The sequence below is a fragment of the Curtobacterium sp. VKM Ac-2884 genome (assembly GCF_015350945.1).
Classification (GTDB): Bacteria; Actinomycetota; Actinomycetes; order Actinomycetales; family Microbacteriaceae; genus Curtobacterium.
Genome location: NZ_JADKSA010000001.1, coordinates 572,128 through 587,496 on the forward strand (window position 1 = coordinate 572,128; position 15,369 = coordinate 587,496).

21 protein-coding genes are annotated in these 15,369 nt (G+C 68.8%); 20 read left to right on the forward strand and 1 reads right to left on the reverse strand.

Translation table 11 applies throughout. From position 1 onward, the window contains the following. Positions 1 to 450: 450 nt before the first annotated feature. Complete coding sequence (locus ITJ60_RS02800) at positions 451 to 807, reverse strand: COMM domain-containing protein (protein ID WP_194646818.1); 357 nt, start codon at positions 805 to 807, stop codon at positions 451 to 453. 26 nt (positions 808 to 833) lie between these two features. On the opposite strand from ITJ60_RS02800, the gene ITJ60_RS02805 reads away from it, so the two are divergent. The 20 genes from ITJ60_RS02805 (at position 834) to ITJ60_RS02900 (ending at position 15,366) form a co-directional block, all read left to right on the forward strand. Further along, a complete protein-coding gene (locus tag ITJ60_RS02805; RefSeq protein ID WP_194646819.1) occupies positions 834 to 1,073 on the forward strand; it encodes a hypothetical protein in 240 nt (79 codons plus the stop codon). 35 nt (positions 1,074 to 1,108) lie between these two features. Then, a complete protein-coding gene (locus tag ITJ60_RS02810; RefSeq protein WP_194646820.1) occupies positions 1,109 to 1,324 on the forward strand; it encodes a hypothetical protein in 216 nt (71 codons plus the stop codon). Continuing rightward, positions 1,321 to 1,596 (forward strand): HNH endonuclease, encoded by a 276-nt coding sequence (locus ITJ60_RS18745; RefSeq protein WP_194646821.1) that lies wholly within the window; start codon positions 1,321 to 1,323, stop codon positions 1,594 to 1,596. The genes ITJ60_RS02810 and ITJ60_RS18745 overlap by 4 nt, the downstream gene beginning before the upstream one ends. Before the next feature lie 212 nt (positions 1,597 to 1,808). Continuing rightward, positions 1,809 to 2,111, forward strand: coding sequence for a hypothetical protein (locus ITJ60_RS02820; protein ID WP_194646822.1), 303 nt, complete (start codon positions 1,809 to 1,811; stop codon positions 2,109 to 2,111). Beyond that, positions 2,056 to 3,564 (forward strand): terminase, encoded by a 1,509-nt coding sequence (locus tag ITJ60_RS02825; protein ID WP_194646823.1) that lies wholly within the window; start codon positions 2,056 to 2,058, stop codon positions 3,562 to 3,564. The genes ITJ60_RS02820 and ITJ60_RS02825 overlap by 56 nt, the downstream gene beginning before the upstream one ends. Then, complete coding sequence (locus ITJ60_RS02830; RefSeq protein WP_194646824.1) at positions 3,564 to 4,979, forward strand: phage portal protein; 1,416 nt, start codon at positions 3,564 to 3,566, stop codon at positions 4,977 to 4,979. Before ITJ60_RS02825 ends, ITJ60_RS02830 begins: the two co-directional genes overlap by 1 nt. Continuing rightward, the gene (locus ITJ60_RS02835) at positions 4,963 to 5,646 is read left to right on the forward strand and encodes a hypothetical protein (protein WP_194646825.1); all 684 of its coding nucleotides are present in this window, start codon (positions 4,963 to 4,965) and stop codon (positions 5,644 to 5,646) included. The genes ITJ60_RS02830 and ITJ60_RS02835 overlap by 17 nt, the downstream gene beginning before the upstream one ends. A gap of 82 nt (positions 5,647 to 5,728) precedes the next feature. Next, positions 5,729 to 6,280 (forward strand): hypothetical protein, encoded by a 552-nt coding sequence (locus tag ITJ60_RS02840; RefSeq protein ID WP_194646826.1) that lies wholly within the window; start codon positions 5,729 to 5,731, stop codon positions 6,278 to 6,280. Between the two features lie 18 nt (positions 6,281 to 6,298). Beyond that, complete coding sequence (locus tag ITJ60_RS02845; RefSeq protein ID WP_194646827.1) at positions 6,299 to 7,219, forward strand: phage major capsid protein; 921 nt, start codon at positions 6,299 to 6,301, stop codon at positions 7,217 to 7,219. Next, on the forward strand, positions 7,216 to 7,503 hold the full coding sequence (locus ITJ60_RS02850) for a hypothetical protein (RefSeq protein ID WP_194646828.1): 288 nt from the start codon (positions 7,216 to 7,218) through the stop codon (positions 7,501 to 7,503). Before ITJ60_RS02845 ends, ITJ60_RS02850 begins: the two co-directional genes overlap by 4 nt. A gap of 16 nt (positions 7,504 to 7,519) precedes the next feature. Further along, on the forward strand, positions 7,520 to 7,993 hold the full coding sequence (locus tag ITJ60_RS02855) for a Gp19/Gp15/Gp42 family protein (RefSeq protein ID WP_194646829.1): 474 nt from the start codon (positions 7,520 to 7,522) through the stop codon (positions 7,991 to 7,993). Beyond that, positions 7,990 to 8,415 carry a DUF6093 family protein gene (locus ITJ60_RS02860; RefSeq protein ID WP_194646830.1) on the forward strand — a complete coding sequence of 142 codons (426 nt, stop codon included), beginning with the start codon at positions 7,990 to 7,992 and terminating at the stop codon, positions 8,413 to 8,415. The genes ITJ60_RS02855 and ITJ60_RS02860 overlap by 4 nt, the downstream gene beginning before the upstream one ends. After that, positions 8,408 to 8,827, forward strand: coding sequence for a hypothetical protein (locus tag ITJ60_RS02865; protein ID WP_194646831.1), 420 nt, complete (start codon positions 8,408 to 8,410; stop codon positions 8,825 to 8,827). Before ITJ60_RS02860 ends, ITJ60_RS02865 begins: the two co-directional genes overlap by 8 nt. After that, on the forward strand, positions 8,824 to 9,267 hold the full coding sequence (locus ITJ60_RS02870) for a hypothetical protein (RefSeq protein ID WP_194646832.1): 444 nt from the start codon (positions 8,824 to 8,826) through the stop codon (positions 9,265 to 9,267). The genes ITJ60_RS02865 and ITJ60_RS02870 overlap by 4 nt, the downstream gene beginning before the upstream one ends. Positions 9,268 to 9,282: 15 nt before the next feature. After that, positions 9,283 to 9,654, forward strand: coding sequence for a hypothetical protein (locus ITJ60_RS02875; protein ID WP_194646833.1), 372 nt, complete (start codon positions 9,283 to 9,285; stop codon positions 9,652 to 9,654). Beyond that, complete coding sequence (locus tag ITJ60_RS02880; RefSeq protein WP_194646834.1) at positions 9,651 to 10,154, forward strand: hypothetical protein; 504 nt, start codon at positions 9,651 to 9,653, stop codon at positions 10,152 to 10,154. The genes ITJ60_RS02875 and ITJ60_RS02880 overlap by 4 nt, the downstream gene beginning before the upstream one ends. Positions 10,155 to 10,244: 90 nt before the next feature. Further along, a complete protein-coding gene (locus ITJ60_RS02885; RefSeq protein ID WP_194646835.1) occupies positions 10,245 to 10,892 on the forward strand; it encodes a hypothetical protein in 648 nt (215 codons plus the stop codon). 26 nt (positions 10,893 to 10,918) lie between these two features. Then, positions 10,919 to 11,401, forward strand: a complete 483-nt coding sequence (locus tag ITJ60_RS02890) for a hypothetical protein (protein WP_194646836.1) — start codon at positions 10,919 to 10,921, stop codon at positions 11,399 to 11,401. 57 nt (positions 11,402 to 11,458) lie between these two features. Next, positions 11,459 to 14,485 (forward strand): phage tail tape measure protein, encoded by a 3,027-nt coding sequence (locus ITJ60_RS02895; protein WP_194646837.1) that lies wholly within the window; start codon positions 11,459 to 11,461, stop codon positions 14,483 to 14,485. Continuing rightward, positions 14,482 to 15,366, forward strand: a complete 885-nt coding sequence (locus tag ITJ60_RS02900; RefSeq protein ID WP_194646838.1) for a hypothetical protein — start codon at positions 14,482 to 14,484, stop codon at positions 15,364 to 15,366. Before ITJ60_RS02895 ends, ITJ60_RS02900 begins: the two co-directional genes overlap by 4 nt. Positions 15,367 to 15,369: the final 3 nt, after the last annotated feature.

Here is a 15,369-nt window from a genome sequence, read left to right on the forward strand (position 1 = left end):
GGTCTGGCCCCACGGGGACAGGGTGCACGCAACCATCACGTGCGACCGACTGATGGCGGGTAGCTCCGATAGCGGCTCGGGCAGGTCCGGTTGGAGGAACCGTAACAACGGCGCGCGCTCGCGCCACCTGCCCACCCACGACTTCCCCGGCCCGCCGACACGCACGAACGCCGCACCAGCCGCACACGGACACCCGCAGCCTCGCCCGCTGCACTCGGTACTGCCCTGCAGTCACGTCCGCGCTGCCGCACCGCGAACCCATCGTCACGGCGCCGAGCACGGGGAACCCTTCTGGCCGTCGAGCCCGAGCAACCCGCTGGTGACACGCGGACCCCGGAGACCCGACGGCCGCCAACTCAGCGGGGGCGTCAACGCGGCGATGTGTGCAGCTGCGAAGGACGCCCACACTCGGGTGTCAGATTCCTCACCCGAGGCGCACCTGCGCCCCCGCTAACCCTCGCCGGCGATCTGCTGCAGCACCTTGGCCAGCTGACCCGCCTGCTCCGGTGAAACGGCGAACGTGATCTCGCCATCCTCGACCCCGTCACGCCCCACCTTCAGGTGAAGGGTGTGCCGCTGCCCGCTGCTCCCGACGACCGTCCGCCAGGATCCGTCGATGAAGTCGGGCGCGATGTCGTCCCCCATCAAGATCTTCCCGCTCCTGCCGTCCGTCGCCTCCTCCCACGGCTCACCCTCACCAAGCGCCTGCAAGTGGAAAGCGCAGACGAGGTACTCGAACTTCAGATCCTCCACGACGAACACATCCGTCGGGGTATTCGTGCAACCCTGCACGCGACACTCAGCCATGACCCGATCCTAGGAGACCGAAGCCCATGAGCGCCGAGACGAAAGCGGCACTCGACCAGGCGGTCGCCGCGCACTTCGCCGACGAGCAGGATGGCGCCATCCTCACCGGGTACGTGCTGCAGGCCAAGGGCCAGGGCTTCACCGACGGGGACAACGACCGCACACGCCTGCTCCGTGCCATCGCCGAGGGGCAGGACTACATCACCACGCTCGGCCTGGTCGACTGGATGCGCATCGTCGCCCAGCGCACAGCGCTTGAGGACTGACCGAGGAGGCGAGCATGCCGGCACCGTGGTCTCCGATGACAGCACCGCCGCTCCCGCTCCGCAACGACGCCGAGTGGGACACCTGCGCTCACGCGTACCCAGCCGAACTCTGCCCCGGATGGGACGGACCGCACCTGGACCTGCCGCCCTCCCTGCCCGACTCCGCGTACGACGCCTTCCGCCTCCGCATGGAGGCTGCGCTGCTCGACGTGGTCCTCCGTCCGCAGGTGTTCGTGCAGGTGCAGCCGTGAGCAAGCAGCCGAGGAACACGAAGCAGCGAGACCGCGACCGCGCCACCATTCGGAAGACCGGGGCTGCCTGTCACATCTGCGGGCAGGCCATCGACTACTCGCTGCCACACACGGACCCGAAGTCGTTCGTCGTCGACCACGTAGTACCTCTTGCCAGGGGAGGGGCCGACATCCTGGCGAACAAGAAGGCTGCACACAGGGACTGCAACAGCACCAAGCGCGCTCGCCTCGTCGCTCCGATCGTGCGTCGCAGCGGCTCACTGCACCGCTGACTTGTACCACACGATGTGCTGATACAAGTCGCTGATCTGACACAAGAGGCGACACAAGACCCCAGGGGGAGACCCCCCAGCAGGGCCTACGAGGTACCTCCGGGGATAGGCGCTCTCTCCCTCCGACCTTTTTTCCACACTGACCGTTCCGGCTCCCTAACTGACTTGTACCAACCTCCGGGGCTTCAACCAACGCCAAGGGGGTGGCTCGGATGGCTGATCGGAAGCTGCGCGCGGTCACCGCAGACGATGTCCCGGCTCCGCCGACGAAGCCGAAGACGGTCTCCGAGGCTGCCCGGACGGGGACCGTCCGTGAGCTGCTCGAGGCCACGCGTGACCGGATCGCGGTCGCGGTGGAGAACCCGAACACCCCGGCGCGGGACCTCGCGGCGCTGACGAAGCGCCTGCTCGAGACCGTGCGGGAGATCGAGGCGTGGGACGCCCGGGAGGATGCGGACGATGCCGACAGCGCCGACGCCGTCGAAGACGGCTACTTCGACGCCTCGGCTGTCTGAGTACGCCAAGGCGTTCACGTTCCCGTCCGGGATCGTCCGGACGGTGTGGCCGCGGGTCGAGGCGAAGGGCCTGTCGCTGGGGCTCGGGTTCGACTGGTGGCAGAGCCAGCTCGGCTCGGTGTGCTTGGGCTACGGCGAGGACGGGAAGTACGTCGCCACGGTCGGCGGGATCGGCATGTCGATCCCCCGGCAGGTCGGCAAGACCTACTTCGTGCTCGCGATGCTCGTCGTGCTCTGCATCCTCTACCCGGGGCTGCAGGTCGTGTGGACGGCGCATCATCTGAGCACGTCGACGAAGACCTTCACCTCTCTCCGCGGCATCTGCCAGCGGAAGCTGGTGCGCCCCCACCTCGCCCCGGGCCGGAAGGGACTCCGTTCCGCCAACGGCGAGCAGCAGGCAGTGTTCCGCAACGGGTCGAAGATCATGTTCGGCTCTCGGAAGATGGGCTTCGGTCGCGGGTTCGACGAGATCGACATCGAGGTCTTCGACGAGGGGCAGATCCTCGACACGAAGTCGCTCGAGGACATGGTCGCCGCCACGAACCAGGCGCGGCATGAGCACGGCGCGCTCCTGTTCTTCATGGGCACTCCCCCGCGATCGACGGACCCGTCAGAGGCTTTCCGTCAGCGTCGCGACGAGGCACTTGAGGGCGAGACCGAGGACGCCGTCTGGCTTGAGATCGCCGCGGACCCGGAATCGGATCCGAATGACGAGGACCAGTGGGCGGTCATGAACCCGTCCTACCCGCTGCGCACGCCGCGGGAGTCGCTGCTGCGTCTGCGGAAGAACCTCAAGGACGACGACTCGTGGAACCGTGAGGGCCGCGGGATATGGGACCCGAAGAACGACAGCGTCGTCATCGACGAGGCGTCGTGGGGGCTCATCGCCGATCCCGGGTCGATGGCGATCGAGCGGCTCACGCTCGCGATCGACGTCCCGCCGGACCGGTCGGTCGCCGCGGTCGCGCTCGCCGGCCGCCGCGCCGATGGTCTCTGGCACGTGGAACTCGACGAGCAGCGCAAGGGCGTCGACTGGGTGATCCCGTGGGTCGCCCAGGTCGCGGAGCAGAACCGTCTGCACGCGGTCGTCGTCGACGAGCTCGCCGGTCTGACCGAGAAGCGTCGCGACCGGAACTACCTGATCGGCACCGACATCGAGGTGACGCTCGCAGCAGCGGAGGGCAGAGACATGGCCATCGCCTGCGCGAAGTTCTTCGACGCCGTCATGGACCGCTCGGTCCGGCACACGGACCAGCCGCAGTCGAACGTCGCGCTGTCGGTCGCCCGCAAGCGGCCGATCCGCGCCGGCGGTTGGGCGTGGAACCGGAAGGACGGAGCGTCGGACATCACGCCGATCGTCGCCGAGACCCTCGCCCTCTGGGGTGCCCAGAACGACAACGTGAAGCGCCCGACGCGGCGCCAGACTTCGAGCAGAACGGCGGTGATCCTCTGATGGCGTTCACGAAGCTCCGTATCTGGGAACTCACCGACGACGAGAACGACGTCCTCAACGGTCTGCTCGAGCAGCTCGACGAGAAGGTGCCGCGGAACCTCTACCGCGCCAACATCTACGACGGCAAGCGCGCGACGAGGCAGGTCGGCGGGGTCATCCCACCGCAGTACCAGGACCTCGCGCTCGTGCTCGGCTGGTGCGCGAAGGGCGTCGACGGGCTCGCGCGGCGCTGCAACATCGAGCGCTTCGCGTGGACTGGAGGCGACCTCGACGCGCTTGGGATGAACGAGCTGCAGGACAGCAACTTCCTTCTCGCCGAGCTCGCTCAGGCGCGCACCGACTCCCTGATCAACGGCGTCTCCTACCTGGTGACGACCCGCGGCGAGCCGGGTGAGCCGAAGGTGCTCGTCCAGGCCCGCGACGCCCTGAACGCCACCGGCGAGTGGAACGTGCGCTCGCGGAAGCTCGACAGCTTCGTGTCCGTGACGTCGCGCAGCAAGTCCGGGTCGAACGAGGTCACCGGGTTCGTGCTGTACCTGCCGAACATGACGATCAGCGCGGAGAAGGACAGCAGCGGCTGGTCTGTCGACCGGTCGGAGCACACGTTCGGCGTGCCGGTCGACCCGATGGTCTACCGGCCCCGTGCCGGCCGCCGCATGGGCCGATCCCGCATCAACCGGCCCGCGATCTCGCACCAGGAAGCCGCGATCCGATCGATGATGCGCCTCGAGGCGCACATGGACATCTACGCGATCCCGAAGATGGTGCTCCTCGGCGGCAGCGACTCGATGTTCAAGAACCAGGACGGCACCTACAAGGCGTCCTGGCAGGTCGCGATGGGTCGCATCTTCGGCATCCCGGACAACACCGAGGACAAGGACGCGGAGAACCAGCGCGCCGACGTGAAGCAGTTCGCCGCCGAGTCGCCGCAGCCGCACCTCGCGCAGCTCAACGCCCTCGCGAAGCTCGAGGCACGCGAGTTCGACCTCCCCGACCAGGACTTCGCGCTCACGGACATGGCGAACCCCACTTCCGAAGGCTCCTACGTGCAGGGCCGTGACTCGCTCATCGCCGAGGCGGAGGGCGCGATGAGCGACTGGTCCGTGTCGGTGCGCCGCAGGATCGCAGCAGCACTCGCGATGCAGAACGGCCTGTCTGCGGTGCCGGAGTCGTACGCGAGCATCGTGCCCGAGTGGCGCAACCCGCTGTACCTGTCGAAGTCCGCCCAGGCGGACGCCGGCGGCAAGCAGCTCGCCGCCGTTCCGTGGCTCGCCGAAACCCGCACTGGGCTCAAGCTCATCGGTCTGACCGAGCAGCAGATCACCGAGGCCCTCGCCGAGAAGCAGCGGCTTCAGGGACGCGCCGTGATCACGGCGCTCGCGAACCGGACGCAGGGCAATGCCAACGCCGGATGAGTCGCGGGCGGACCTGCAGCTCGTCACCGCCGCGGCGGTGGAGGACGCGCAAGCGGTCTTCGCCACCACGTCGGGTGCGCCGGAAGCACGTCGGCTGCAGCTGCTCGACACCGTGCCGGGGCTGATCGGGTACTACTCCGACGGTTCCGCCGCCCTCGCCGCGGACTTCTACGAGGAGACCCGGGAGATCGCCCGAGCGCGCACCGCGTTCCAGGTCACGCTGACCGTCGCCGACAGGGTCGTGAAGATCCGGCGGGGCATCGCGTGGGCCGCGGAGCCGCTGTTCGGCGAGACCGGCGACGGCGACGACGTCGACAGCCGTCTGGCCCAGGTCGTGCAGCTCGAGACGGCGCGCCCCTACCGGGACACCGTCCTCGGGAACCGGAAGCGCGACCCCGATGCGATCGGCTGGGCTCGCGCGACGGCGGGCGGCTGCAAGTTCTGCCGGATGCTCGCCGACCGCGGCGCCGTGTACCGGGAGCGGTCGGCGAGCTTCGCGGCCCACCCGAACTGCCACTGCACCGCCTACCCGGTCTTCCGGGGCGGCGACCACGGCCCCGAGGCGAACGCGATGCAGTACGTCGCCTCCCGAAGGTCTCGCACGCCGGCGCAACAAGCCGTCCTGCGCGAGTACCTCAACGAGAACTACCCGGACATCCCCGGGTGACACCACTTCCCCACTGGGGAGAACGCTACGGCCGCGTTTCAGGCCGGTCTGACGTCCGACGGGACAGAAACGGAACGTATCGATGAACACGACCCCCATCACCGCTCGAGGACCGCTGTTCCAGCCGGCGTACTACCGCCCCTGGCTCCGGTTCATCGACACCACCGACCCCGCTGACGGCGGTGGCGGCGGCGGTGACGACAAGGGCAAGCAGGGCGACGAGGACAAGCAGGGCAAGACCTTCACCCAGGCCGAGCTCGACGAGATCGTCAAGGACCGCGTGAAGCGCGTCCAGTCGAAGTACGCCGACTACGACGACCTGAAGAGCAAGGCCGACGGCGCCAAGAGCGTCGAGGACAAGCTCGCCGACCTCGAGCAGAAGCACGCCGCCGCCGAGGCGCGCGCGCTCCGCAGCGACATCGCAGCGGCCCACGGCATCAGTGCCGAGGACCGCGACCTGTTCCTCACCGGTACGGACGAGGAAACCCTCACCGCACAGGCGAAGCGCCTGTCCGAGCGTGAGGCGGACCGGAAGAAGCAAGGCAACCGAGCCCCGAACGAGGGCAAGACCCCCCTGCTCAAGGCCGACGACGAGCGCGCTGCGGTGCGCTCGCTGTTCGGCGGCGGGCAGTAACCGGAAGGACCCAACGTCATGGCCGTTTTCGGCACCAACGACGCCAAGGTGCTCATGCCGCGGAACATCGCTGACGGCATGGTGAAGGCGTCGAAGACGCTCTCCACCGTCGCGCGACTCTCGCCCCGCGAGCCGCAGCGCTTCGGCACCACCGACTACATCACCTTCAACGACATCCCCAAGATGGAGTTCGTCGAGGAAGGCGCCGACAAGGCCTCGCAGGGCACGTCGTTCGGCTCCGTGACCGCCAAGCCCCACAAGGGCCAGGTCACGCTGCGGTTCAACGAGGAGGTGCAGTGGCTGGACGAGGACTACCAGCTCGGCATCCTCCGCGAGGTCGCTGACGCCGGCCAGACCGCGCTCTCCCGCGGCCTGGACCTCGGCCTCGTGCACCGCATCAACCCGCTCACTGGCACGGTCATCAACGGCTGGGACAACTACGTGACGGCGACCACGAAGCGCGTCGTGCGCTCTGCGGGTGTCGACGCCGACGCGGAGGTGCGCGCGGCCGTCGGTCTGCTGGTCAACGACAGCAAGACCGTCAACGGCTTCGCGATCGACCCGAAGCTCTCGTGGGACCTCGCGGGCCTGCAGGCGCTCTCGGGCGGCCAGCCCACCGGCACGCCCCGTTACCCGGGCCTCGGCTTCGGCACCGACATCACGGACTTCCTTGGAATCCCGTCGGCGCAGGGCGACACCGTCTCCGGCCTCCCGGAGGCCGCCGCGGACACCCGCGTGCGAGGCATCGTCGGCGACTTCCAGAACGGCATCCGCTGGGGTGTCCAGCGGGAGCTGCCCGTCGAGATCATCCGGTACGGCGACCCGGACGGTCAGGGCGACCTGAAGCGCAAGAACCAGATCGCGCTCCGTCTCGAGATCGTCTACGGCTGGTACGTCTTCGCGAACCGCTTCGCCGTCATCGAGGAGGCCGCAGCATGACCCAGTTCAAGACGGAGCACGGCGTGATCGTCGACGTCGACGACGAGCTCGCCGCTCGCATCGGCGGGAAGTGGAAGCCGGTCGGCGCCGACGAGCAGCCGGAGGGCGACCCCGACGCCTCGTGGACGCTGCCGCAGCTCAAGACGTTCGCGTCCGAGCACGGCATCGACCTCGGCGGCGCGAAGACGAAGCCGAAGATCCTCGCGGCGATCACCGAGTCGGACACGTCCGACGAGGGCGACGACGAGGAGACCGACGAGGACGACGAGTCCTCGGACGAGTGAACGGAAGGGGGCGGTCATGACCGTCGAACTCGCGAAGATCGCGATCGAACTCGGTCGGGCCGCCCCCGACCCCGACACCGCTCTCGCCGAGCAGTGGCAGATGTGGATCGATGACGCCGAGATGCTCATCGAGGACCGCGCTGTCGAACTCGGCAAGGACATGCCCGACCAGAAGAAGGTCGACTACGTCGTCCGGCAGGCGGTGGTCAAGCACATCCGGAAGCCGGACGACGCGACACAGGTGACCGTGTCGGTCGACGACGGCTCGTCCTCGAAGACGTACCAGTCGGGGCAGGGCCGCGTCGTCATCCTCGACGAGTGGTGGGCGCAGCTCGGGCTTGTGAAGGCGAGCGGCGGCGCGTACGCGTTCGACACCGCACCCGGCCGAGGCTCCCGGCACGTGCCCTGGTGCAACCTGCTCTGGGGCGCGACCTACTGCTCGTGCGGTGCCGACATCGCCGGCACGCCGATCTACGAGAACCGGCCGTGACAGACCTCGGCGCGGACATCGCCGCAGCACTCCCCGACCTCCGAGCCGCCGCGGAGTCGAAGATGGTCGACACCTGCACGATCGTCGAGATCACGACCAGCGGCGACCCCGACCCAGAAACCTCGCTCCCTGCGGAGACTCACACGACGGTCTACGAAGGCCGCTGCGAGTACCGCGCCGCCGACACCCAGGCGCGTTCCGTCGACTCCGCCGGCCGCCAGCTCGTGCAGCAGGGCGCCGTGCTGAAGATCCCCGTCGACGCCGTCGGCTCTGCCGCGGTCCGCGTCGGTCACATCGCGACCATCACCCTCGCCACGAACGACTCCGCCAGCGCGCCCGTCGTCGTCACGGTGAGCGGAACCCACCAGCAGACGTACGCGACCGCGCGCCGACTCCCCGTGGAGGTGACCAGCAGTGGCTGACGCCGTCACCATCGATGTCTCGGAGTTCGACAAGGCCATCGCCCAGCTCGGCCAGCTCTCCACCGAGACGCTCCCGTTCGTCCGCAAGGCGGTGCAGGTCAACGTCACCCACGTGAAGAACGCGTGGCGGGAGAAGCTGCAGGGCACGCCCTCGGCACCCCGGGTGCCGTACTCGATCACGTACGACACGAAGGAACTCGCTGGCGGCGTCGAGGCCGAGATCGGCGCGACAAAGGGCACCGGCAACCAGGGTGGTGTCGCGCTCCTGCTCGAGTACGGGACGCCCGGCCACAAGTACGTGAACCTCCCGGCGCACGGCTACGGCCTCGCAGCGCTGCAGGAGAACGTCGAAGACCTCGAGGCCGGCGTCGGCAAGGCGATCGACGACGGCCTGAAGGCGATCGGATGGTGAGCGCTGAGTTCGACGAGACGGTCGCGCTGCGCGCCCTCGTCGAGTCCGTCCCGCAGCTCGTCGGCCGAGTCGGAGTCGGCTCAGCACCAACGAGCGGCGACGGCAAGGTGCTGACTCCGCCCTACGCAGTCATCACCCAGTCGAACGAGGCCACCGAGACGGACCGGTTCTCGAGCCCTGTCTCCACGCGCCGACCGTCCTGGATCTTCCACGCCGTCGGGACGACCGAGCTCGGCGCCGTGCAGGTCCTTGGCTGGATCGACGCTCGCCTACGACCTGGCGGCCGCGGCGTCATCCCCGTCGTCCCAGGGCGCGCCACGAAGCGCATCACCCGCCTCGAGCGCCCGGGCAACGCCGAAGACAACGCCGTGCAGCCCTCCGTCTGGTACGCGATCGCCGTCTACGGCTTCGAGTCCAACCCCGCCCGCCCCACCACCTGAGAAGGAGACCCGCTCATGCGAGAGAAGCCCCTCGTCGAGAAGGTCGACGTCGTGATCGGTCAGGACGGCGACGAGCGCCTCGTGACCGTCGCGAAGGCGACCGCCGACCGCTGGCCCGACGTCTACCGGCCTGCGGAGACCGCAACCGGGAAGCCGACCGCGGCCGCAAAGCGAGCCGTCGACGACACCGACGAAGCACCGCAGGACGCGAAGGCGGACAGCGCCAAGCCGCGGCGCCCCCGGGCGAAGAAGCCGCCGGCGAGCAAGGACACAGGCCCGAAGTCGCCGGACGAGCTGCCCGCGGCCCCCAACACGTCCCCGGCGACCGCCGTGGCCGACACCACCGCCGGTGACGCCGGCGTGACCACGGAAGGAGTCACGTCGTGACTCGCGATCTCATCCTGCCCCCCAGCGTCGACGTCGACGGGAACTTCGCGCTCCTCGCGGCCCCGAAGTCGGCGATCACCACCTGGCCGCCCACGCTGGCGGACCTGAAGGCGGCGACCACCGTCGACATCACCTACTCCCTCACCACGGATGGGTGGACCCACGGGAAGGCGCAGGACGCCACCACCGACCCGCGGTTCGCGCTCCGGCAGGTGCTCGGCGGCTTCGGGCCCGTCACCCACACCGCATCGCTGACGTACGTCTACGGCGGCGACGAGGACGAGGCCGACCCGCTGCTGCAGGAGGGCGAGGAGTACATCCTGTTCGCCCGCTACGCGACGCCGTGGGAGGAGGACTTCGCCGCCACCGACAAGTGGGACATCTTCGACGTCATCGCTGGCACGAAGGTCCGCAACACCGCGTCGGGCGGCAAGTTCACGAAGACGCAGGCGCTCGCGCCGCGCCGGAACGTGCTCGAGGACTACACGCTCGCCGCGTAGCCCTTCCCCGCAAGACACGCGGGCGGCAGTCCTCCCCGGAGCTGCCGCCCGCGTCCACACCACCATCCGGGAGATCCGGGGAGGATCATCATGGGCAACATCGCCAAGGCCCGCGAGGGCTACAAGCCGCCGACAGGCACCGTGCAGGTCGTGCTCGACGTCGAGCTCGCGCGCGAGCGGAACACGCTCCTGCAGCAGCAGGCGCAGGAGGAGCAGACGCTCTCCACGGAGATCGACCGCGTCGCAGCACCGGCTGCCGGTCGCACCGTTCCGCCGAAGCTGAAGAAGCTGCGCGACGAGATGATCGCGCTGCAGCAGCGACACCGCGAGCAGCTCGAGGCGCTGACCGAGCGCGAGCGGGAGCACCTCCACAAGCTCCACATGACCAAGCTCGCCGGCGTCGAGTGGAGCGACCTCGCCGACAAGTTCCCGCCGCGTCTCGATGTGCAGTTCGACATCGACCTCGGCTACAACCACCACGCCGTCGCAATCGCGGCTGCCCGCCGGTCCACCGTAGACGTCAAGGAGGCCCTGCCCGAGGGCGCGAAGCGCGACCCCGAGCAGGTCTACGTCGAGGTCGGCGGCGTCGTCCACCGCGCCGAGCCGCTCGACGAGGACGACTGGAACTACATCCTCGAGATCGCGTCCGGCTGGGACATCTCGAACATCATCAACCTGCAGATCAATCTCAACGTGCTGCAGGCGTCGAACCGGCTGGGGCGACTGAAAAAAGACTGACCGAGGACCCCGCGCTACGGGCCCTGGTGACGCTGTCGCGAGACACCGGCCGGTCCGTCCGCAAGCTGCAGGGGTGGGAGCCGTCCCAGCGCACCGTGTACGAGCACGACGCGCAGGGGCGGCTCTCGTCGTCCACCACGACCCTCGAGTCCGAGTTCGGTCCCACCGACATCGACTGGCTCACCGCGCTTCTCGAGGTGGAGCGGGAGACCGGGGACCACGGCTTCCTCATCTCCGAGGCGACCGATCCGGATGCCGACCCAGACCTTCCCGACTCGCACTACCGGTTCGTCGCCGGCACGCCGCAGACGACGCCGGAAGGCGACCTCGTTTTCTCGCCGACGTACGACCTCGCCAAGCGGGCGCAGCTGAACTACATCGCCGACCTCCGCAAGGAGGACCGCGACCCGCACGCGGGCCTCATCGTGCCCGTCAACCGGATCCGCGTCGAGCCGAAGGGTGCTCGCAAGCGCCGGCGCCGCAAGACCTCTCCGCCACCGACTGACTGACGCCCTGCTCGGGGCAGAGAGAGCAGGTGCTCCGTGGCCTTCGGCTCCGATCGCAGTGTGAAGCTCACCGTCGCAGCGTCGATGGACGGGTTCTCGAACGAGCTCGCCCGCGGTGAGCGCGCGGGTCAGCAGTTCTCGAAGTCCATCGTCGCGAACGCGAAGCAGGCTGCGACCAGCCTCGCCGCGGTCAAGGACGAGGCGAAGGAGGTGGCGGTCCCGCTCCTCGCGATCGGGACCGTCGCCGCCGCCGGCGTCGCGTACGCCGTGAAGTCCTACGCCGACTTCGACGAGAGGATGTCGTCGGTCAAGTCGCTGTCGCACGCGACCGCGGACGAGCAGCGGCAGCTGAAGCAGGCTGCGCTCGAGACCGGCACGGCGATCGGGTTCTCGGCGACGCAGGCGGCCGACGCCGAGATCGAACTCGTCAAGGCGGGCGTCCAGGCCAGCGACATCTACGGCGGGGCGCTGTCCGGCTCGCTGAAGCTCGCCGCCGCTGGTCAGATCGACGTCGCGGACGCGACCTCGATCGCCGCGTCGACGATGGTGCAGTTCGGGCTCAAGGGCCGCGACGTGACGCACATCGCCGACCTGCTCGCAGCCGGTGCCGACAAGGCGCTCGGTGGAGTCTCCGACCTCGGCGAGGGGTTGAAGTACATCGGCCCCGTCGCGGCGTCGTCGAACATCTCGCTCGAGCAGACGGTCGGCACGATGGCGCTGCTCGCGCAGAACGGCATCCTCGGCCAGCAGTCCGGCACCGGCCTCCGCGGCGTGCTGCTATCCCTGACGGCGCCGTCCAAGATCGCCTCGGACACGATGAAGCAGTACGGGATCAACGTCTACGACGCCCAGGGCAAGTTCATCGGGTTCAACGGGGCAGCCGAGCAGCTGCACAAGCGGCTCGGCACGCTCGGCGACGCAGAGCGCGACGCTGCCCTCGGCCGCATCTTCGGCAACGAGCAGATCACCGTCGCCACGATCCTCATGAACGGCGGCGCGGACGCCGTCGACAAGTGGACGAAGTCCGTCAACGAGCAGGGCTTCGCGACCGAGCAGGCCGTCGGCAAGATGGACAACCTCAACGGCGACCTCACGAAGCTCAAGGCCACCTTCCAGACCGCTGCGATCGTCACCGGCGAAGCAGCTGACGGGCCGCTCCGCGCGGCCGTGCAGGTCGTCACCGACCTGCTCGACACCTACAACCAGGCGCCCGGCGCAGTCCAGGGCGTCGTGCTCGGAGTCGGCGCGCTGACCGCAGCGGTTGCCCTCAGCGGCGGGACGATGCTGATCGCTGTGCCGAAGGTCGTCGCCTTCGGCGCCGCCTTGCAGACCCTCTCGGCGTCCCGCATCCCCGGGGTCTCCCGTGCCGCTGGCGCGGGCCTGAAGGCGGCGTCCGGGCTCGGGCGCGGCCTTGCAGCGACCGCTGGCTTCCTCCTCGGCCCGTGGGGTCTCGCGATGGCTGCCGGCGCGCTTGCGGTGAACTCGATCATCGTCGCAGCCGAGTCGGGTGCGGTCTCGCAGGAGAAGCTCACCAACGCGATCTCGACGACCGTCGACGCGTCGAAGCTCCTCGATCTCGCCGGGCAGCGGTCCGGCGTCTCGAAGTTCCTCGCCGGCGACATCAGCGAGAACCTGAAGGACCTGCCGCGGATCATGAAGGACCTCGGCGACGAGGGCTTCACGACCGGTACCGTCCTGCGCGTCGTCGGAGACGACTTCGCGTCCCTGGTCAACTCGAAGAAGCAGTACATCGCGGTCGGCACCCTGAAGGAGGAAGCCCGGTCGATCGAGAACGTCGGCAAGGCGCTCTCCCAGGTTGCGCAGGCTGACGCCCCCGCTGCATCGAAGGCGTTCTCGGATCTCGTCGATCAGCAGAAGCTGAACAGGGACCAGACGTCCCAGCTCATCAACCTGATGCCCGAGTACAAGGCCGAGCTCACGAATCAGGCGACAGCGCTCGGCATCTCGGCGTCCAGGTCGAATCTCCTCAAGCTCGCCATGGGCGATTACGAGGGCGCGGCGAAGTCGGCGAAGAACCCGACGAAGGAGAACGCGGACGCCCTCCAGCAGATGGACAAGTCTGCGGAGGACGCCGCGAAGGCAATCCAGGACACGGCGAACGCGCTGAAGAACCTGACGTCGCCGACTCTGGACGCCCGGGAGGCCAAGCGTCAGTTCCAGGCGGCCGTGGACGGAGTAACGGCCTCCGTCAAGGAGAACGGCGCGACGCTCGACATCTCGACGGAGAAGGGTCGGAGCAACCAGGCGGCGCTCGACGGGATCGCGCAATCCGCGGAGAACGCAGCGGGAGCGATTTACACCCAGACGGGTTCGCAGGAGCAGGCGACCGCGGCAATGGAGCAGGGCCGCAACGAGCTGATCGCGGCTCTCGGCCAGTACGGCATCACCGGGGACGCTGCGCAGGCGTACGCCGACAAGATCATCGGCACGCCGACGGACTGGGCGACGTTGTTCCAGAACAACGCCCCGCAGGCCGCCGCTCCGGTGAGCGACTATCAGGCGAAGCTCGACGCGCTGCCGAAGGAGAAGCGCACCCAGGTGAACGCGGCAACAGCGGTGGCGCAGGAAGCGCTGCAGAACGTCGCGAACACGCTCCTCGGGATCCCGAATCAGAAGACGATCACGATCACCACAAACAGGGTCAACGTCGGTACCGCGGACAACACCAACGGCATTTTCAAGGCGTCGGGCGGTCCGATCTACGGCCCGGGCACGGGCACGTCTGACGACATCCCCGTGTGGGCGTCGAACGGCGAGTGGATGATCCGTGAGTCTTCGGCATCGATGTACGGGCCGCAGATCATGCACGCCATCAACCAGGGGATGCTGTCGAAGCAGCAGCTCATGTCCGCGATGGCGGGTGCGCGCGGGTACGCCACCGGTGGGCAGATCACCCGGTCGTCGTATGCTCCGCCGCCGTCGGCGCCGATCATCGTCCAGGCGCCGGGTGGTGGCGGCAAGGACGTGTTCGCGCCGACGTTCGTTTCGTCCGGCAACCCGTCCGCCGACCTCGACCGGACGATGTTCGTGTACCGCACCCAGGTGCGAGGGAGGCGGCGCCGATGAGCGGTCAGTGGGCGCTGCGGTTCCCGGGGGAAGACCCGGTGGAGTTCTCGGACGACTCCGGGGTCTTCCTCCGGGACGACCCGGAACTGCAGCAGTACGACATCACCGACCAGGACGTGAACACGGACGGTGTCGATGGCACACAGTTCGGCGTCGACACGCACGGCGGAGCCACCTACGCGATCGACTTCGGCATCGTCGGCTCGTCTCCGGATGACGCCCGCGACCGCGAGGGCGAGCTGAAGCGTCTGTGGCGAGGCGACAGCATCCGATCAACGCCGGACGCGGTCGCCGAGCTCATTTCTCCGCGCGGACGGTCGTCGTTCGGCCGGCCGCGCCGCATCGCGACGTCAGGCCGGCGGTACTTCGAGTACCCGCCGGCCGCCGACGTCGGCGCCGAGTGGCGGGCGGCCGACGCGCTCTGGTACGGCGAGCAGCAGTCCGCGGATGTCGGCCTCGTCCCCGAGGTCACCGGCGGCCTGATGGCACCGCTCGAGGAGCCGCTCACCATCGGCGCAGGACCCTCGACTGAGTCGACGACCTTCACGGTCGACACGGACGCCGCGACGTGGCTCTCCATCCGGGTGCGCGGCGCGATCCTCAACCCGATCGTGTCGATCCTCGGCCCCGGGTTTCGCCTGGTGTTCGCGTTCGCGATCGACCTCGCCTACGACGACGAGATCCTCCTGACCACGGTCCCCTGGGACCGCGGCGCAGTCCGGAAGAACAGCGGCGGCGTCGTCCCGCTCGGTTCGGGCTCGTCGCGCTTCGACTCCGCCGCTCTCCCGAGTGGCACGTACGAGCTCGTACTGACGGGCACTTCGCCGGCGGGCACTCCGCGGGCCTTCGTCGGGTGGCGCGACGCGCACCCCGTTCCCTGAGAG

Excerpts from the sequence above, each read along its gene's own strand:
- ITJ60_RS02800 (WP_194646818.1), bottom strand. The coding sequence starts at position 807 with ATGGCTGAGTGTCGCGTGCAGGGTTGCACGAATACCCCGACGGATGTG.
- ITJ60_RS02805 (WP_194646819.1), top strand. The coding sequence starts at position 834 with ATGAGCGCCGAGACGAAAGCGGCACTCGACCAGGCGGTCGCCGCGCAC.
- ITJ60_RS02810 (WP_194646820.1), top strand. The coding sequence starts at position 1,109 with ATGACAGCACCGCCGCTCCCGCTCCGCAACGACGCCGAGTGGGACACC.
- ITJ60_RS02820 (WP_194646822.1), top strand. The coding sequence starts at position 1,809 with ATGGCTGATCGGAAGCTGCGCGCGGTCACCGCAGACGATGTCCCGGCT.
- ITJ60_RS02825 (WP_194646823.1), top strand. The coding sequence starts at position 2,056 with ATGCCGACAGCGCCGACGCCGTCGAAGACGGCTACTTCGACGCCTCGG.
- ITJ60_RS02830 (WP_194646824.1), top strand. The coding sequence starts at position 3,564 with ATGGCGTTCACGAAGCTCCGTATCTGGGAACTCACCGACGACGAGAAC.
- ITJ60_RS02835 (WP_194646825.1), top strand. The coding sequence starts at position 4,963 with ATGCCAACGCCGGATGAGTCGCGGGCGGACCTGCAGCTCGTCACCGCC.
- ITJ60_RS02840 (WP_194646826.1), top strand. The coding sequence starts at position 5,729 with ATGAACACGACCCCCATCACCGCTCGAGGACCGCTGTTCCAGCCGGCG.
- ITJ60_RS02845 (WP_194646827.1), top strand. The coding sequence starts at position 6,299 with ATGGCCGTTTTCGGCACCAACGACGCCAAGGTGCTCATGCCGCGGAAC.
- ITJ60_RS02850 (WP_194646828.1), top strand. The coding sequence starts at position 7,216 with ATGACCCAGTTCAAGACGGAGCACGGCGTGATCGTCGACGTCGACGAC.
- ITJ60_RS02855 (WP_194646829.1), top strand. The coding sequence starts at position 7,520 with ATGACCGTCGAACTCGCGAAGATCGCGATCGAACTCGGTCGGGCCGCC.
- ITJ60_RS02875 (WP_194646833.1), top strand. The coding sequence starts at position 9,283 with ATGCGAGAGAAGCCCCTCGTCGAGAAGGTCGACGTCGTGATCGGTCAG.
- ITJ60_RS02885 (WP_194646835.1), top strand. The coding sequence starts at position 10,245 with ATGGGCAACATCGCCAAGGCCCGCGAGGGCTACAAGCCGCCGACAGGC.
- ITJ60_RS02900 (WP_194646838.1), top strand. The coding sequence starts at position 14,482 with ATGAGCGGTCAGTGGGCGCTGCGGTTCCCGGGGGAAGACCCGGTGGAG.